The sequence below is a fragment of the uncultured Bacteroides sp. genome (genome assembly GCF_937912035.1).
Lineage (GTDB): Bacteria > Bacteroidota > Bacteroidia > Bacteroidales > Bacteroidaceae > Phocaeicola.
Genome location: NZ_CALDPF010000045.1, coordinates 40,767 through 60,457, shown reverse-complemented (window position 1 = coordinate 60,457; position 19,691 = coordinate 40,767). Strand labels below are relative to the sequence as shown.

The 19,691-nt window shown below is 42.4% G+C and carries 11 protein-coding genes and 1 pseudogene; 7 read left to right on the top strand and 5 right to left on the bottom strand.

Translation table 11 applies throughout. The features are described 5' to 3' along the window. Positions 1–370: 370 nt before the first annotated feature. From pflB to Q0486_RS13360, 3 genes are all read left to right on the top strand, one after another. The gene (gene pflB / locus Q0486_RS13370; RefSeq protein WP_299234322.1) at positions 371–2,593 is read left to right on the top strand and encodes a formate C-acetyltransferase; all 2,223 of its coding nucleotides are present in this window, start codon (positions 371–373) and stop codon (positions 2,591–2,593) included. A 228-nt stretch (positions 2,594–2,821) separates the two neighbouring features. Then, the gene (gene pflA / locus Q0486_RS13365) at positions 2,822–3,550 is read left to right on the top strand and encodes a pyruvate formate-lyase-activating protein (RefSeq protein ID WP_299234319.1); all 729 of its coding nucleotides are present in this window, start codon (positions 2,822–2,824) and stop codon (positions 3,548–3,550) included. A gap of 80 nt (positions 3,551–3,630) precedes the next feature. Continuing rightward, positions 3,631–3,864, top strand: a complete 234-nt coding sequence (locus Q0486_RS13360; protein ID WP_299234316.1) for a hypothetical protein — start codon at positions 3,631–3,633, stop codon at positions 3,862–3,864. A 153-nt stretch (positions 3,865–4,017) separates the two neighbouring features. Here the strand turns inward: Q0486_RS13360 and Q0486_RS13355 are convergent, their stop codons facing one another. Further along, positions 4,018–4,626 (bottom strand): response regulator transcription factor, encoded by a 609-nt coding sequence (locus Q0486_RS13355; RefSeq protein ID WP_299234313.1) that lies wholly within the window; start codon positions 4,624–4,626, stop codon positions 4,018–4,020. Beyond that, entirely contained in the window at positions 4,623–5,318 is a 696-nt protein-coding gene (locus Q0486_RS13350) for a hemerythrin domain-containing protein (protein WP_299234310.1), read from the bottom strand. The genes Q0486_RS13355 and Q0486_RS13350 overlap by 4 nt, the downstream gene beginning before the upstream one ends. Before the next feature lie 198 nt (positions 5,319–5,516). Between Q0486_RS13350 and uvrA the strand changes: the two genes are divergently transcribed. The 4 genes and pseudogenes from uvrA (at position 5,517) to Q0486_RS13330 (ending at position 13,364) form a co-directional block, all read left to right on the top strand. Continuing rightward, positions 5,517–8,288 carry an excinuclease ABC subunit UvrA gene (gene uvrA, locus Q0486_RS13345; RefSeq protein ID WP_299234307.1) on the top strand — a complete coding sequence of 924 codons (2,772 nt, stop codon included), beginning with the start codon at positions 5,517–5,519 and terminating at the stop codon, positions 8,286–8,288. Between the two features lie 228 nt (positions 8,289–8,516). After that, entirely contained in the window at positions 8,517–11,111 is a 2,595-nt protein-coding gene (gene xyl3A / locus Q0486_RS13340) for a xylan 1,4-beta-xylosidase (RefSeq protein WP_299234304.1), read from the top strand. A gap of 65 nt (positions 11,112–11,176) precedes the next feature. Then, a pseudogene (locus Q0486_RS13335) lies at positions 11,177–12,630 on the top strand (RNase adapter RapZ). Further along, complete coding sequence (locus Q0486_RS13330) at positions 12,627–13,364, top strand: nucleotidyltransferase family protein (RefSeq protein WP_299234301.1); 738 nt, start codon at positions 12,627–12,629, stop codon at positions 13,362–13,364. The pseudogene Q0486_RS13335 and the gene Q0486_RS13330 overlap by 4 nt, the downstream one beginning before the upstream one ends. Positions 13,365–13,419: 55 nt before the next feature. On the opposite strand, the gene Q0486_RS13325 is transcribed toward Q0486_RS13330, so the two are convergent. The 3 genes from Q0486_RS13325 to Q0486_RS13315 all read right to left on the bottom strand — a co-directional run bounded on the left by Q0486_RS13325 (position 13,420) and on the right by Q0486_RS13315 (position 19,682). Next, complete coding sequence (locus Q0486_RS13325; protein WP_299234298.1) at positions 13,420–14,883, bottom strand: TlpA disulfide reductase family protein; 1,464 nt, start codon at positions 14,881–14,883, stop codon at positions 13,420–13,422. Positions 14,884–15,050: 167 nt separating this feature from the next. Further along, positions 15,051–17,345 carry a hypothetical protein gene (locus tag Q0486_RS13320; RefSeq protein WP_299234295.1) on the bottom strand — a complete coding sequence of 765 codons (2,295 nt, stop codon included), beginning with the start codon at positions 17,343–17,345 and terminating at the stop codon, positions 15,051–15,053. 60 nt (positions 17,346–17,405) lie between these two features. Continuing rightward, on the bottom strand, positions 17,406–19,682 hold the full coding sequence (locus Q0486_RS13315; protein ID WP_299234292.1) for a hypothetical protein: 2,277 nt from the start codon (positions 19,680–19,682) through the stop codon (positions 17,406–17,408). Positions 19,683–19,691: the final 9 nt, after the last annotated feature.

Below are 19,691 nucleotides of genomic sequence, written 5' to 3'. Positions count from 1 at the left end.
GTCAGTTTAGCAAACTGGTGGTTTCAGCCACTCACCCAAACTTCCTTCTTTTCAGTAGTGCATTTCCTTAAATGCGGTGCAAAGATATGTGTACTTTCCGACATATCCAAACATTTTCATACATTTTTATACCATTTTTTCATTACTACACAATATAAGTTTGATTATAAAGCGATTAGTATTTTCACTTGATATAACATCATTACTACACCAATTAAAGAACAACAAATGAATTGACACAAATCAAAATAACTTTGTAATTAATACAAATTAATAATATACCTAATTGTAGGTATTGTATAGTATAACAATTATTAGTACCTTTGCAGTGCTTAAAAATCATTTTTAAACATATTAAATATAAATCACTATGGTAATGAATTTCAAAGAAGGTCGTTGGAACCATGAAATCAATGTTACAGATTTTGTAAAGACAAACATCACTCCTTACGAGGGTGACGCTTCATTTCTGGCAGGTCCGACAGAACGCACAAAGGCAGTTTGGAACAAATGTTTGGAAGCTTTGGCTGAAGAACGTGCTAACAACGGTGTACGCTCGCTTGATCCTTCGACAGTTTCTACCATCACATCATTTGCCCCAGGGTATATAGATAAGGATAACGAAGTGATTGTAGGCTTGCAGACAGACGAAGTTTTGCGCCGTGCAATCAAACCTTTCGGAGGTATTAAGGTTGTAGAAAAGGCATGCCGTGAAAACGGTGTAGAAGTTGACCCTAAAGTTAAAGATATTTTCACTCACTACCGCAAGACTCATAACGACGGTGTATTCGATGCTTACACTGAAGAAATACGTTCATTCCGCTCTTTAGGATTCCTTACAGGTCTTCCTGATAATTACGCTCGCGGTCGTATAATCGGTGACTATCGCCGTCTTGCACTTTACGGTATTGACCGTCTTATCGAAGCTAAACAGGATGATTTGCGTCATCTGACAGGCCCTATGACTGAAGCACGCATCCGTCAGCGCGAAGAAGTGGCTGAACAGATCAAGGCTCTCAAGGAAATCAAGGTTATGGGAGAACAATATGGTCTTGACCTCAGCCGTCCGGCTACTAATGCCCAGGAAGCTGTTCAGTGGGTATATATGGCATATCTTGCTGCTGTTAAGGAACAGGATGGTGCTGCAATGTCACTTGGTAACGTTTCATCATTCCTTGATATATATATTGAATATGATATGGTTCACGGTCTGTTGGACGAGGTACACGCACAGGAATTGATTGACCAGTTCGTCATCAAATTGCGTATGGTTCGTCACTTGCGTATGCAGGCTTACACAGATATCTTTGCCGGTGACCCTACATGGGTAACTGAAGCTATTGGTGGACGTTTCAACGATGGACGTACAAAGGTTACTAAGACTTCGTTCCGTTTCTTGCAAACTCTTTACAACCTCGGCCCATCACCGGAACCAAACTTGACAGTTCTTTGGAGCCCGGAACTTCCGGAAGGATTCAAGAACTTCTGTGCTCAGGTTTCTATCGATACATCATCCATACAGTATGAAAATGACGAGCTGATGCGTGAAGTACGTAACTCTGACGACTACGGTATCGCATGCTGCGTATCTTACCAGGATATAGGTCGTCACATCCAGTTCTTCGGTGCACGTTGTAATCTTGCAAAAGCTCTTCTTCTTGCTATAAACGGTGGTAGATGTGAAAATACCGGAACACTGATGGTCAAAGATATCCCTGTATTGAGCGGCGATGTTCTTCAGTTCGAAGAAGTTCTTGCCAACTATAAGAAGGTATTGAAGGAAATGGCTCGTGTATATAACGAAGCTATGAACATCATCCACTATATGCACGACAAGTATTACTACGAAAAGGCTCAGATGGCTTTCGTTGATACAGATCATGCAATAAATCTTGCATACGGTGTGGCAGGTATGTCAATAGCAGTTGACTCGCTTTCAGCTATCAAATATGCTAAGGTTAAGGCTAAACGTAACGAAATCGGTCTTACTGAAGGTTTCGAAATAGAAGGCGAATTCCCATGCTTCGGTAATGATGATGACCGCGTAGACCACTTGGCAGTAGATTTGATTTACTACTTCGACGAAGAGTTGAAGAAACTTCCTATATACAAGAACGCTAAGCCGACACTTTCTATCCTTACTATCACATCAAACGTAATGTACGGAAAGAAGACAGGTGCTACTCCTGACGGTCGTGCCAAAGGTGTTGCTTTCGCTCCGGGTGCTAATCCAATGCACGGACGCGACAAGAATGGTGCCATAGCTTCACTAAGTTCGGTTGCAAAACTTCGTTACCGTGATTCACAGGACGGCATCAGTAACACATTCTCTATCGTTCCTAAATCACTGGGAGTAGATATGGAAAACCGTATCGAGAATCTTGTGACAATGATGGACGGTTATTTCGTGAAAGGTGCGCATCACTTGAACGTGAATGTTCTGAACCGTGAAATGTTGGAAGACGCGATGGAACATCCTGAAAAATATCCACAGCTTACAATCCGTGTTTCAGGATATGCGGTAAACTTCATCAAGCTGAGCCGCGAACATCAGTTGGAAGTTATCTCACGTAGTTTCCACGAACGCATGTAATTAATCTGTAAACTCGTCACTCCTGAATAAAGATTGGCGATTACACATAAGCTTTAAAGCAGAGGCTGCCAATCAACAATGCAGTCTCTGCTATTTTATTTTAACATTCACTGTAGATTTTGTCTTCAAGACAGAAATATTAATACAAAATAACGACATTACCAACAAACAGACAAAGTCGCGGTAGATGAACGAAGAATCAAACAGCAAAAATTATAAAATCAAAATATGATAAGAGTACATTCATACGAATCGCTTGGCACTTACGACGGGCCGGGAATCCGTTTAGTGGTTTTCCTGCAAGGATGCAACTTCCGTTGCCTATACTGTGCCAATCCTGACACGATAGACCCAAAAGGCGAAAGCAAAGAAACAGCTCCTGAAGAAATACTGAAGATGGCAGTAAGCCAGAAACCTTTTTTCGGAAAAAAGGGAGGAATAACATTCAGTGGCGGAGAACCAACATTTCAGGCAAAAGCACTTGTCCCATTATTCAGAATGCTGAAAGAGGCAGGAATTCATATTTGCGTAGATACAAATGGAGGTATCTGGAATGAGGATGTAAAAGAACTTCTCTCACTTGCAGACTTAGTTCTGCTGGATGTAAAAGAATTCAATCCAGTCAGACACAAGTCTCTGACAGAACGAAGCAACGAACAGACTCTGAAAACTGCCACATGGCTTGAAGAAAACGGCAAACCTTTCTGGCTGAGATATGTACTTGTTCAGGGACACAGCGCTTTCAAAGAGGATATGGAGGCACTAGGCGAGCATTTCAAAGACTATAAGCAGATAGAAAGAGTGGAAATTCTGCCATACCATACACTTGGAGTGCATAAATATGAGGCAATGAATCTGGAATATAAACTTAAAGGAGTTGAATGCAATACTCAAGAACAGCTTGAAGAAGCCAAAAACATATTCCAAAGATATTTCAAAACCGTTTATGTGAATTGATTCTATAAAAAAAGTCCGTTACCGATGCAGTAATATTGTTTATTCACCATTTAGTAAGTAAAAATAAATAAATTGCAGATATGAATAGAAAAACGGTGAACATTACTGGCAAGAGAATAGAGCGTAAGATTACTACTGTAACTTTAATCCTCAGTTTCATAATAACAAATATAATATGGATTGTCGGTAATGTAAACACGAACGAACAGCCACACACATCAATAACACAATTTAAAGAAAATTCAGGCAAGGATAAAAAGATTGCAAACAACCAATCATTTGTTTCCTATCCACAAGCAAAACTTAAGTATTAAATGCGTGCACCCCGCGAATCACTTCGCAGGGTGCACCCAACTAATAACTAACTTTTTTACTTTTGTGGTTTACGTAATTTCTATATGACTAACACTGCAAAGGTAATCACTTGAACCAGTTCTGGCAATACCTAAAAGTAGGTATTTTTCAATTCAGATTTTCATCTTTACCTCGCTTATATCTACTAATTTATTCACTATGGCATATATAGTAAGTCCGGCAGCAGAATGTATTTGCAGTTTGCGTGTTATGTTTCTTCTGTGAGTAATAACCGTGTGCACAGATATATAAAGTTTTTCTGCTATCTCCTTGTTGGTCATACCTTTTACTACATATCCCAGTATTTCCTTCTCGCGCTGGCTCAAAGCATCCGGATCACCATCTTCATCATCTTCTACATTAATCAGGCCTGAAAGTTTTGAGGAAAGCGAGTCTATATCGTCAAACAGGTTTATGCTTTCATCATAATCCTTTAGCATATTTGCATCGACAACCGTACATACCAATGACATGAATTTAACATCGTGTGCATCATATTGCCGCTTGATTTCCTCTACATTGAACCAACCGTCGAACATAGGGTTAACAATCAATATGTCAGGCTTGTGCGACTCCATACACAGTTGCAGTCCTTCCATTGAGGATATTTCCAAAGTATCCACGCTATAGTCTGGAAGGTGTCTCAATACTGATATCAGGCCTGTCCTTATAATCATTGAGGTCTCAGCAACAGCTATATTTATAACATCATGGGATTTCATTTTGCCTCCTTTTCAAGTTTCTTTATTGCAGGCACAAACAGGAAGTCTTCTACCCTGTTGTGAGATGCAAGATCTTCCTCGCAACTGAAGATATCGAACAAAGTAGCATTGAGCAAACGGTTGTTCCCTCCCGCAGGGAAATACTTGATAATTATATTCTTAAGCTCAGTGAGCTTTGTATCTATATGTTCATGATGACTGGCAAACACACTTATATTATATCCTTCGGGGTGTTCACCGCGAAGAAGTTGTTCCACGTATGTAAACACATTCTCATTTTCGTGCTCCATGTGTTTCTTAACCTCGTCAACGTATGCGTCGAAAAAACGAAGAATAAGATATGTCACCTCTTTTTCTTTTGAGTCACCAATTGCCTCCACCAGTTTCTTTCTGATAGCAGGTAGTTGGAAATCAAGGAAATAGCTATGTGCTTCCCGTAGATAATTCATAAGTGAGGTAATGGATATTCCCTCCAAACGATCCTCCATCCTGTTGCTGTCTTCTATCAGGAAATTCACAACAGTCAGGAATGTATTACAGTCCACATCGCTAAGTTCACAAACCTCACGCACATTTTTATCTCCAAACCCTAAAGAGATACCAAATCGGCTCAATACCTGAAGAAGAGCGTAGTTTTCGCAAATCAGGTCACTCATTTTATCCGTCGGTTTGTAGATTCTGGTTCTATACATATTCAAAACATTGTTCATAGTTCTAATTCCGGTTACAAAATAATATATAAAAATCAGAGTTGTCAATACCTACTTTTAGGTATATTTCATCTTTACAAAGATGATGAAAATAGACGAAAAAATCTAATTTCATACATTAATTTTCCAAATTCTGACTGAATGTCCTATCTTTGCATATATCAAAAAATACGAAACAGAATGTCCGACAGCAAATACATTTCAATAAAAGGTGCGAGAGTAAATAACCTTAAGAATATAGACGTCGATATACCACGTAACAAGCTTGTGGTAATAACCGGTCTGTCCGGCTCCGGAAAATCATCATTGGCATTCGACACTCTTTATGCCGAAGGGCAGCGAAGATACGTTGAGAGTCTTTCCTCGTATGCACGCCAGTTCCTAGGAAGAATGGGTAAGCCTGAATGCGATTTCATAAAAGGTATTCCGCCTGCTATAGCCATAGAGCAGAAAGTAGTAAGCCGCAATCCGCGTTCCACCGTAGGAACTTCGACAGAAATATATGAGTATCTCCGACTGCTGTTTGCAAGAGTAGGAAAAACATACTCTCCTGTCAGCGGCGAACTTGTAAAGAAGGACAGTCCTGAAGACATTGTCAACTGTATGCTATCCTATCCTAAAGGTACAAGATACACTGTCCTCACTCTGTTGCTTCCACGCGACGGACGTACTCATCAGGAACAGCTTGACATGGACCTGAAACAAGGCTTCACCCGTCTGGAAGTAGACGGTGAAATAGTCAGGATAGAAGATTACAAATACGACGAGAGTGACAAGGTATATCTTCTGATAGACCGTATGAGCTGTAGCGACGACAAGGATTCTATAAGCCGACTTACCGACTCAGCTGAAACAGCCATGTACGAAGGTGACGGCACGTGTATGCTGCGTTTCTACATGCCCGACGGAGATACCAGACTTCACTGTTTCAGCACAAAATTCGAGGCAGACGGTATTAAATTCGAAGAACCGACAGACCAGATGTTTTCTTTCAATTCACCAATCGGAGCATGTCCTACATGCGAAGGATTCGGCAAGATTATAGGCATAGACGAACATCTGGTAATACCAAACAGGGCACTGAGCGTCTACGATGGTGCTGTGATGTGCTGGCGAGGAGAAAAAATGGGTGAATGGCTTCAAGAATTCCTGCGCGAAGCGCCAAAACACAACTTCCCGATTTTCACACCATATTACGAACTTACAGAGGAACAGAAGGACTATCTCTGGCATGGTCCGCGCGACAAAGTTTGTATAGACACCTTCTTCAAGATGCTTGAAGAAAATCAATATAAGATACAATATAGGGTGATGCTGGCACGCTATAGGGGTAAGACCACTTGTCCGACGTGTAAGGGAGGCAGACTGAAAAAGGAAGCCACATACGTGAAAGTAGGCGGAAAAAACATCTGCCAACTGGTCGACATGCCTATATCAGAACTGAAGGAGTTTTTCCGTACACTTCAGCTTAACGAACACGACACTCTGGTGGCACAGCGACTTCTTAATGAAATAAACAACCGATTGAATTTCCTTATGGACGTAGGTTTGGGATATCTAACACTTAACCGTCTGAGCAATACTCTATCCGGCGGTGAAAGTCAGCGTATCAACCTTGCCACATCGCTTGGAAGCAGTCTGGTGGGTTCATTATATATACTTGACGAACCGAGCATAGGACTTCATAGCCGTGATACCGATAAACTGATAAAGGTATTGCGACAACTTCAGCAACTGGGCAACACAGTTGTAGTGGTAGAGCACGACGAGGAAATTATACGTGCTGCAGACTATATAATAGACATAGGTCCGAAAGCCGGACGCCTGGGTGGTGAAGTAGTATATCATGGTGATATGAAAGACCTGCAGAAAGACAGCAACAGCTACACCGTGAAATATCTGTTGGGCGAAGAGACTATCCCTCTCCCACCAAGCCACCGTTCATGGAACAACTATATCGAAATTAAAGGTGCCAGAGAGAACAATCTCAAGGGTATAGACGTCAAGTTCCCACTCAATGTAATGACAGTAGTTACCGGAGTGAGCGGTTCCGGAAAAAGTACCCTTGTACGCGATGTGTTCTATAAGGCACTTAAGCGCGAATATAGCGAGGCCAGTGAGCGACCGGGCGAATTCGTATCTCTGGAAGGAGATATAAAGATGATAAACGACATTGAGTTTGTCGACCAAAATCCTATCGGAAAGTCATCGCGCAGTAACCCTGTGACATACGTCAAGGCATACGATGAGATAAGAAAACTGTTTGCCGAACAACCGCTTTCAAAACAGATGGGATATACAGCTGGTTATTTTTCTTTCAATACAGAAGGTGGACGTTGCGAAGAATGTAAAGGCGAAGGTACAGTAACTGTAGAAATGCAGTTCATGGCTGACCTCGTTCTGGAATGTGAGTCATGCCATGGAAAGCGTTTCAAGAGTGATGTACTTGAAGTCAAGTTTGAAGAAAAAAATATTTACGACATACTTGAAATGACCGTCAATCAGGCTATAGAATTCTTTACAGAACATAACCAGAAGAAGATTGTAAAGAAATTACAACCTCTGCAGGAAGTCGGACTTGGATATATCAAGCTGGGACAATCGTCTTCTACTCTCTCAGGAGGAGAAAACCAGAGAGTGAAACTGGCATACTTCCTCAGCGTGGAGAAATCGCAGCCTACGATATTCGTGTTCGACGAGCCGACTACTGGTCTGCATTTCCACGACATAAAAAAACTGCTTGAGGCTTTCGACTCACTGATAGCAAGAGGTCATACGATAGTGATAATCGAACACAACATGGACGTGATAAAATGTGCGGACTATGTTATAGACCTCGGTCCTGAAGGTGGCGACAAGGGAGGAAATCTAGTTATAGCAGGAACACCTGAAGAAGTGGCCAAGTGTGGAGCGTCATACACAGGACAATTCCTTGCCGAGAAAATAAATTGATAAAACTGCACATATTATATCTTAGGTTGTGAGACTACATAAAAAAGTCTTACAACCTTATTTTTTTGTCTTATTTTCCAAAAAGGAATAATAAAATGAAACATCTAGACATGTTTTTGTAACAAAAAGAGAATGATTTTCCAATCAATAAAACTATATTTGCAATTATTCGTGCAACATATAAGGCACATGATAACACCATGAAAAAACATAAAGACATTAACCGTTATGAATTTTAAAATCTTATTACAGGCAGGAATCTTCTGTGCATTATCAACATCATGCACACAAGAAAACAAATTTCCTTATCAGGATTCATCATTATCTCCCGAAGAAAGAGCAGAAGACTTATTGAAAAGACTCACACTTGAAGAAAAAGCTTTACTTATGCAAAACTCTTCGCCAGCGATAGAAAGACTTGGCATAAAAGAATACGACTGGTGGAACGAAGCTCTTCACGGAGTGGCAAGAGCAGGTCTGGCTACAGTATATCCACAGTCCATAGGTATGGCTGCATCTTTCAACGATGAACTTCTGTACGATGTTTTCACTTCAGTTTCCGACGAGGCCAGAGCCAAATCAACAGAATTCGGTAAAGCCGGAAAACTGAAAAGATATCAAGGACTGACAATGTGGACTCCTAACGTAAACATATTCAGAGATCCGCGTTGGGGAAGAGGCCAGGAGACATACGGCGAAGACCCATACCTGACATCAAGAATGGGAGTTGCTGTAGTAAAAGGGCTTCAAGGTCCGGACGACAGCAAATACGACAAACTGCATGCCTGCGCAAAACATTATGCAGTACATTCAGGACCTGAATGGAACAGACACAGCTATAATGCCGAAAACATTTCTCCCAGAGATTTGTGGGAAACTTATCTTCCGGCTTTTAAGGAGCTTGTGCAAAAAGCAGATGTAAAAGAAGTGATGTGCGCTTACAACCGTTACGAAGGTGAACCATGCTGTGGCAGTAACAGACTTCTTACTCAAATTCTTCGCGACGAATGGGGCTTCGACGGTATTGTAGTGTCAGACTGCTGGGCTATAAACGATTTCTGGAACAAGGGTTATCACGAAACACATGCAGACAAGAATCATGCCATAGCCGATGCCGTATCTAACGGTACTGACCTTGAATGTGGACCAAATTTCTCTTCACTTCCGGAAGCAGTAAAAGCAGGACTTATAACAGAAGAACGTATAGACAAATCGCTTAAAAGACTTCTTAAAGCCAGATTCGAGTTAGGCGAAATGGACGAAGAAACCCCATGGAGTAAAATACCATATTCTGTTGTCGATTCCAAAGAACACAGGGAACTAGCCTTGAAAATGGCAAGAGAATCAATGGTTCTTTTACAGAACAGGAACAACATCCTTCCTCTAAAAGGTAACGAAAAGATCGCTCTTGTCGGACCTAATGCAAATGATTCAACAATGCAATGGGGTAACTATAACGGATATCCTTCACATACCATAACATTATTAGAAGGACTAAAGAACTCTGTCAATTCTGAAAATCTGATATACGAACAAGGATGCGACAGAACTATCAGCACATATCTGAACAGTACTTTCAATCAATGCAGCAATGACGGCAAGCCTGGTTTCAAAGCCACATACTGGAACAATACAGAGATGAAAGGAGAACCGACAACTGTCACGCACGTAAGCACACCGTTCCATTTTATCACTACCGGAGGAACGACCTTTGCATCTGGAGTAAATATCCAGAACTTCTCCGCCAAATACGAAAGTGTATTGAAACCGGAAAGAGATACAGACATGGACTTCTGTTTCACCGCTCACGCACTGATTAAACTTTACATAAACGGTGAAAAGGTAGGAGAAGGAAAATCAATCAAAAACAATGAAAGTCTTTATACTCTTAAAGCTAAAGCAGGCAAGGAATACAATATTGTTATAGAATACATCTTCAATAGCAAAGACCGTGCTGCTTCGCTCGATTTCGATATGGGATATTATGTTCCTGTTGACCTGCAAAAAAGCATAAACGCAGTAAAAGATGCTGACATCGTAATTTTCGCTGGAGGTATTTCACCTACTCTGGAAGGTGAGGAAATGTCTGTCAAAATTCCAGGTTTTAAAGGTGGCGACAGAACCAATATCGAACTACCTGAAATACAAAGAGAATTTATCAAAAAACTGAAAGATGCTGGTAAAAAAATAGTCTACGTAAATTTCTCAGGTTCCGCAATGGGACTTGTACCGGAATCACAAAATTGTGATGCGATTATTCAAGCATGGTATCCCGGACAGGCAGGCGGTCAGGCTGTAGCAGACGTAATCACCGGTAAATATAATCCTGCTGGAAGACTTCCTATAACATTCTACAAAAATGTAGAACAAATTCCTGATTTCGAAGACTATTCAATGAAGGGACGTACTTACAGATATATGACAGAGAAACCTCTGTTCTGTTTCGGCCATGGTTTGAGCTACACAACTTTCGAATATGGAAATGCGACTGCAAGCAGCAATATCCTTAACGAAGATGAAGAAATAAAACTTACAATACCTGTAAAGAACACAGGCAAGAAGGATGGCGAAGAAGTTGTACAGGTATATCTGAAATATAACAAGGATAAGAAAGGTCCATCACATGCACTGAGAGGTTTCAAGAGAGTGGAAATAGAAAAAGGAGAAACTGAAAATGTAGAAATAACTCTTGAAAAAGAGGACTTCGAATGGTTTGATACTCAGAATAATACTATGAGAACACTCGAAGGGGAATACACTGTATACTATGGTGGTACGTCTGATATCAGTAAACTGAAAAAACTTACAGTAGAAGTGAAATAAGAGATATTTCTTGCATTCAACGAAAAAGAGTTGTACTTTTGAATTCAAAGAATACAACTCCAGACATGAATACAGAAACAATAAGTACATTATACAAACAAGTTACCGGTCAGCAGCACGATAATATCGAGTTGCTGACCGGTTCCGGTTCAAACCGCCAATATTTCCGTATGACCGGAATCCGCAGTCTGATAGCCGTACGTGGAGAATCAATTGCAGAGAACCGGGCCTTTATATATATGGCACGCCATTTCCGCAACAAAGACATACCTGTACCCGAGGTTCTGGCTGTTTCTGACGACGAAAGCTGCTACATACAGGAGGATCTTGGCGATACTCTCCTATTCAATGCAATAGTCAACGGCAGAACAACAGGAGTATTCAGTGATAATGAGAAAGCACTCATACGCAAGAGTATAGCCATACTTCCTTCAATCCAGTTCAAAGGAGCAGAAGGAATGGATTTCGGTATGTGCTATCCACTATCCGATTTCAACCGGCGCACAGTAATGTGGGATCTGAACTATTTCAAATACTGTTTTCTTAAAGCCACAGGCATCAGCTTCAATGAAAATACTCTGGAAGACGATTTTGAGGCAATGACCGATATTCTGCTCAAAGCTTCGTCGGAGACATTCATGTACCGTGACTTCCAGAGCCGTAATGTTATAATCAAGGACGAAGAGCCTTACTTCATTGATTTCCAGGGAGGACGCAAAGGTCCTGTCTATTACGATGTTGCATCATTCCTATGGCAGGCAAAAGCCAACTTCAATAACGATTTGAGAGAAGATATGATTGATACATATATCAGTGAGGCAAGCAAGTTCAAAGATATCGATCCTGCAGAATTCAGAAAGACATTACACCACTTCGTTATTTTCCGTACCATGCAGGTACTCGGAGCATACGGTTTCCGTGGACTATTCGAACGAAAAGCCCATTTCATAGAGAGTATTCCATACGCATTAAATAATCTTCAAACTCTGTTTAAACACCATTTAAACGAATATCCGTACCTCAGCAAACTTCTTATACAGCTTTCGGAAATGGATATAAACAATATAACAACATTAAAACGATGAATACAGACAAACAGCTTACAGTAAAAGTGATGAGTTTCTCTTATCGCAAAGGTATACCTGAAGATACATCCGGTAACGGAGGCGGATACGTTTTCGACTGCAGATATGTACACAATCCGGGAAGATATGACGAATACAAAGCCCTGACAGGACTTGACAAACCCGTTATAGATTTCCTTGAAAACGACGGAGAGATAACTGAATTCCTTACTCACGTATATGCACTTGCAGACGCACACATAGAACGTTATTTGGAAAGAGGATTTACCAACCTGATGATATGCTTCGGCTGTACAGGCGGACAGCATCGTTCAGTCTATTCGGCACAACATACAGCTGAGCACATCCACAACAAATTCGGTGTGAAAGTTGAGCTTCTTCACCGTGAACAGAATATCGAACATATTTTTGAAGCCAATAATACAGAAGTATGAAAGCTATGATTTTTGCAGCCGGTTTTGGAACAAGGTTGAAACCGCTGACAGACACCATGCCCAAGGCCCTAGTACCAGTGGCAGGCAAACCGATGCTGGAGCATGTCATCATGAAGCTGAAATCATCCGGATTTGACGACATCATCATAAACATACATCATTTCGGAGAACAGATTATAGACTTCCTCCACGCAAACAATAACTTCGGAGTGAATATCCATATAAGCGATGAAAGGGAAATGCTGCTAGATACAGGAGGAGGGATAAAACGTGCCCTTGAACTCTTCCCTACCGATGAGCCTGTGCTGATACATAATGTAGATATATTGTCGGATGTAGACTTGAATACTCTTTATGATTTTCACCTTCGTTCAGGCAATGACGCCACACTTATGGTAAGTGAAAGAAAGACATCGCGCTATCTTATATTCAATAAGCAGGACAGACTTTGTGGATGGATAAACAAAAACAGCGGTGATACAAAACCTGAAGGCTTCGTTTATGACTCTTCGGAACATTCTGAATACGCTTTTAGCGGAATACATGTAGTTTCGCCCACAATAATTAAATATATGGATGAGAACTATAAAGGTAAGTTTCCTATAATGGATTTCTATCTAGGTACATGCCATAAAGCTCACTTTGGAGCATGTATCAAACCGAAAATAAATCTGATAGATATAGGGAAACCTGAAACATTAGAGAAAGCGAATGAATTCATAAATATGATATAATGATAAAGGCGGCCCACAAGAACCGCCTTTAATATTAATAGAGTAGCAATAGGAATTATGCTCCTGCCTGTGCTGCCTCTTTCAATTGAGATTTTAGTTTTTCCATATTTTCCGGAGAAGAAGCCGACTTGAATCTTATGGTTCCATTCTTGTCAAAGATTACGCAATGAGGAATGGAGAGTGCCTGCTGCTTGTTGCCGAATGTTTTATAGATTTCGTTTTTGAAGGCCTCCTGCACACGTACGTGTTCACCCATCAAATCATAATGAGCTGCCATTTTTCGCCATTTGGCGTCCTCACTCGGGCGGTCAATGGAAAGATACAGCAGTACGATGTCGTTCGCTTTGGCATATTCCTGCAAGGGTTTTACATGCGCGAATGATGCACGGCAGGGACCGCACCAGGTTGCCCAGATATCCATGAAAATCACTTTTCCTTTGTACATGTCGGTGATATCCTTGAGAGTCTTGGCATGATTCACATCAGGGAAATGGATGTATTCCGGTACCTGAGTCTGGTTGAAAGCCTTGTTCTTGGCAATGGCCTGGTCTATCAGTGGCTGCCATTGGCTTTGCGGATACAGTTGCTTGAATCGTTCTTCCAACGGAAGTATCTCAGGACTGTATTTTTCCTCGTTTGCGTCCATCAGGAAGAGCAGTGCCATGGCCGATTCCTGTGCCTTACCCGTAAGGTTTTTTTCGACATAATGGAAAATCAACTTATTGGGATTTTTCTTCAATTCTTCGTCTATCGGTTCTCCTTTGGTGTAGTATGTGATACCAGCATTGTTATAAACTACTTCATGGAAAGCAGGAGAAAAGGTACTGGCAGGATGGTTCACGTTGCAGAACTCTTGCATCTTTTCCCATTCCTTTATCCATTCTTGCTTGGTGGCTTCGGAATAGCGGTAGGCAATACCGAAAAGCTGGTTCTGGAAAGCCCACATCACTTGTAAGCGTGTATTCTGGCGGGCTTTTTCATATAAATCCTCATCCACACCTTTCATCTTTTCATCCAAGGCTAATACCGCATCCTGCAACTTTCTGCTGACTGAAGTGGCTATGGTGTCCCGAGTAATACCCCACTTGTCGCCTTTTCTTGAAAGCACATCAAACACGTCCTGTCCCAGTTCGTCCATTAACCTTGATACCTCCATATTCTTTTCATTCTTGCCTTCCAGAATGGATATGGGATGCGTGGCTGCGGCATCAATTTGCAGGCGATAATTACCGCCGTCGGCAATGAAGGAACCTAAGTAACGCTTTCCCCACAGGAATAGACGTATCTGTTCGTACCCGTTACTGGGGAGTGTGAGACTGAACGTGCTGTCCTCATTCAGCTTTAATGTATCCTGAGATTGCGAATTAAACATTCCGTTGATGGATTTCTGATAGATAATTGTACCCTCGTCTAAATTCTTTACAGAGCCTGTAATCTTTATTTCGTGTGAGTCGGTACATGAGAAAAATGTTCCTATAAGCACACCGAGTGAAAGGAATGCGATATATTTGACTTTCATATACAATAGAGTTTAAGTTTTATGACATATTATGTTATTGAGACCCAAAGGTAAGGATTTTTTTGTTTGAGCTTATATTCTCATTTGGAGTTTGTTGGCTTTTTGATTTTAGATAGTCAAATTAATAATTGCGAGAAATATAAGAAGATACCATATCTTTGCTATTGTCACTTCAATACGTTAAACTCACAGATAGAAGTCCCTATATTACCCGTTCCGTCAGTCCCCTCAATCACTCCCACGAATCCGGTATTGATGTCTGAGCAGAAGAACTCCACTTCAGCACATCCGTTTTCGTCCGTAATTATGTCCGGTTTCCACATCAGGACGTTGCGTGCATCGGGCATTGGCAGCAGCATGTCAGCTTCCTCAGGCTTATAGAATTCGCGCTTGCCGTAGTACCCTTTGGTTCTGAACAAATTGTTCATCCTCAGTAGTTCTTCTTCTGTAAACTCCTCTCCTGTCCAGGTTATATGATCTATCTTTGTTACTACCCAACTTTGATCTTCCCCCATTGGCTCATATTTTATAAGTCTATACGTCTCTCCTCTAACAGGTGGTCTTCTTGTTTTAGGAGGAGGACAAGGGCATCCTACCGGATGGTGTGAATATCCATTATAGTCGTTCAAGTAGCTTTTCTCATAACCGGCACTACATCCGCATACCCAAGCTACACCAACCTCTATCTGCGCCAGACTGTCCAGCCTTCCCATCATCTTGTCCCTGAATACCCTTCCTTTCGTTCCTGTAACGGTCACCTCGGACAGAAGGATACTGCTGTCACGGCTTATGACGGAATTGTCAAACTTTTCTACTGACTTCACAAGATTCATGTCTTGAAATGCGGTATGGCATCTGAGATGGCTTCTCAGACTGTCTGCTATCGGAAAATCAGCCTTGAACGACACCTCCGGCTTGTACTCGTCCTTGTCAAGCATAGGTTTCAGATAGACATAGCCGCCACGCAAGGCAAGCATCTGTTCGGTAGGGACTGCGAAGTTCCCCATCGAGTCTGTCATGACGAACTGTGTATCCGCATCCGGTCCGGAAACCTGAAGAAGCTGCTGCACGTTTCCAACATCATTACGTTTCCTTTTCTTGCCTATGGTCTGTCTTCCTAAAATCTCGTCAGACAGGAAGATGGCCGGCTCTTTGGTTTCATCAAAGTTCTCCCATACGTACCTTCTCCAACCTTGGGTGAGCAGAAGAAGGTCAAGCGAACGGAGCCTGTCTTTGTTCCCGTCATTGAAATAGTATGCAGGATTGTGTATGTTGCCCCTTATCTCGGAGGACAGCATGCAGTAGGAAAGCATGTTCTCAGGAACAGCCTCATTGATGTATGAGGCATCGAAGATACTCAGACCAAGGTGTGCCACGACGGGTTTGCCATGTTCATCAGACACACGGACTGAGACTTTACCTTTCTCCCTTGTGGCGTATCTCTCCTTGTCAGTCTTTATCTCTATGTTCAGTTTCCTTTTGGGATTCAGGTAGACAAGACGTTCCGCAACGGGAAGCCCATTATTATCGTAAAGCGTAAACTCAGCTATACCCTGAAGAGGGAACTCGCTCACAGGAATCCTTACCTTCAGGATTTCATTCAGGATTCCTTCGGCCATGCAGTACTTCACGCCCCTCATCTTTCCCTCAAGACGTATCCGCTGAGGAGCTGCACCCTTCTGTTGTGAAAGAAGGAACTCCATATACTCCTCGGTCTGCTTCCTTAAATGGAGCGAAAGACCGGAGGATTCAATATCTGGAAAATCATGTTCAGTACCGTCATCAAGGACTGCGGTATAACGAGAACCCTTGTGGGGAAGAAGCATGAACATACCCATGCCGTCATGAAGAGACTCCAGACGTGCTATACGTCTGCCGTCCTCACGAAGCTCGCCCTTAACATCTGCGGGCATCCCTTTCTTGTCGGTGCCCTTGAAAGCCACCTTTGCCGCCACACCGTCTATGAGACTGCCGCCTTCAGGAAAGAAGGACAGGCGAGAAACTTTCCGTACTGTTTCACTGTCTTGTACATGTCCTTTGTCAGTTATGTTCTTTAAGATGCGTATCAATTTCGGATGGTAAGGTCTCAATGTATCAGCCGTGAATGAATACTTTGTGTAGGCATGTATCCGGTAGTCTCCAGGTCTGAGGTTCTTGTCCAAATAGACATGTCCCTCAGATATGCCGGACTGTATGGGGTACTTCTCCTGCCATACGATGCTGTCACTGCCGTCAAGCATTTCAACGAAAAGTGTTCTGCCTGCACCCGAGAGTGAAAGGGTGCTACGGTCGAATACATACGACTTGAACCACAGGTCTTCACCCGTCTCGTAGATGCCCTTGTCGGTCTGGAGATAGGTCAGTTCATCTGTCCGGTTCTGGGAATGGATACCATGAAAGGAGACAAGAAGGAAAAGAAGCATCAAAGGCTTAAGAAGCATTATTTTATGTTTTAGTTCCATTATAATTTATCATTTAAATGACACTTTCAAACCTTACACATGGCTCGGTTATAAATAAAGTCAATGTTTTATTACTCTGAACTCACATTGCGATGTACCAAGGCTACCCGTTCCGTCAGTCCCCTCAATCACTCCCACGAATCCGGTGTTTATGTCTGAGCAGAAGAACTCCACCTCCGCGCATCCCTTCTCGTCCGTGATTATGTCCGGTTTCCACATAAGGACGTTACGTGCATCTGGCATAGGCAGCAGCATGTCAGCTTCCGCAGGCTTATAGAACTCGCGCTTGCCGTAGTAGCCCTTGGTTCTGAACAGATTGTTCATCCTCAGTAGTTCTTCTTCGGTAAACTCTTCACCTGTCCAGGTTATCATTTTTGAGTCTGTTAATATCCAGTCTCCGTTTTCTCCTACAGGCTCATATTTTATAAGTACATAAGTCTCTCCTATGACAGGACGTAGTCTTTTCCCTGAATATCTTGTTTCGGCGCAACCTTCAGGATGATGTGAATATCCGTTATAATCATTTAATGCGTGATTTAAACTTTTACATTCACACACCCATGCTCCTCCTACATCCATCTGCGCCAGACTGTCCAGTCTTCCCATCATCTTGTCCCTGAATACCCTTCCTTTCGTTCCTGTAACGGTCACCTCGGACAGAAGGATACTGCTGTCACGGCTTATGACGGAATTGTCAAACTTTTCTACTGACTTCACAAGATTCATGTCTTGAAATGCGGTATGGCATCTGAGATGGCTTCTCAGACTGTCTGCTATCGGAAAATCAGCCTTGAACGACACCTCCGGCTTGTACTCGTCCTTGTCAAGCATAGGTTTCAGATAGACATAGCCGCCACGCAAGGCAAGCATCTGTTCGGTAGGGACTGCGAAGTTCCCCATCGAGTCTGTCATGACGAACTGTGTATCCGCATCCGGTCCGGAAACCTGAAGAAGCTGCTGCACGTTTCCAACATCATTACGTTTCCTTTTCTTGCCTATGGTCTGTCTTCCTAAAATCTCGTCAGACAGGAAGATGGCCGGCTCTTTGGTTTCATCAAAGTTCTCCCATACGTACCTTCTCCAACCTTGGGTGAGCAGAAGAAGGTCAAGCGAACGGAGCCTGTCTTTGTTCCCGTCATTGAAATAGTATGCAGGATTGTGTATGTTGCCCCTTATCTCGGAGGACAGCATGCAGTAGGAAAGCATGTTCTCAGGAACAGCCTCATTGATGTATGAGGCATCGAAGATACTCAGACCAAGGTGTGCCACGACGGGTTTGCCATGTTCATCAGACACACGGACTGAGACTTTACCTTTCTCCCTTGTGGCGTATCTCTCCTTGTCAGTCTTTATCTCTATGTTCAGTTTCCTTTTGGGATTCAGGTAGACAAGACGTTCCGCAACGGGAAGCCCATTATTATCGTAAAGCGTAAACTCAGCTATACCCTGAAGAGGGAACTCGCTCACAGGAATCCTTACCTTCAGGATTTCATTCAGGATTCCTTCGGCCATGCAGTACTTCACGCCCCTCATCTTTCCCTCAAGACGTATCCGCTGAGGAGCTGCACCCTTCTGTTGTGAAAGAAGGAACTCCATATACTCCTCGGTCTGCTTCCTTAAATGGAGCGAAAGACCGGAGGATTCAATATCTGGAAAATCATGTTCAGTACCGTCATCAAGGACTGCGGTATAACGAGAACCCTTGTGGGGAAGAAGCATGAACATACCCATGCCGTCATGAAGAGACTCCAGACGTGCTATACGTCTGCCGTCCTCACGAAGCTCGCCCTTAACATCTGCGGGCATCCCTTTCTTGTCGGTGCCCTTGAAAGCCACCTTTGCCGCCACACCGTCTATGAGACTGCCGCCTTCAGGAAAGAAGGACAGGCGAGAAACTTTCCGTACTGTTTCACTGTCTTGTACATGTCCTTTGTCAGTTATGTTCTTTAAGATGCGTATCAATTTCGGATGGTAAGGTCTCAATGTATCAGCCGTGAATGAATACTTTGTGTAGGCATGTATCCGGTAGTCTCCAGGTTTGAGGTTCTTGTCCAAATAGATATGTCCCTCAGATATGCCGGACTGTATGGGATACTTCTCCTGCCATACGATGCTGTCACTACCATCAAGCATTTCAACGAACAGTGTTCTGCCTGCACCCGAGAGTGAAAGGTTGCTACGGTCGAATACATACGACTTGAACCACAGGTCTTCGCCTGTCTCGTAGATACCCTTGTCTGTCTGGAGATAGGTCAGCTCATCAGATAGTGTTTGTCCGTTAACAGATAACGCAAACAATAATATTAAAAACTGTATTAAAATTTTGCTTGTTTTCATTTACTGGGA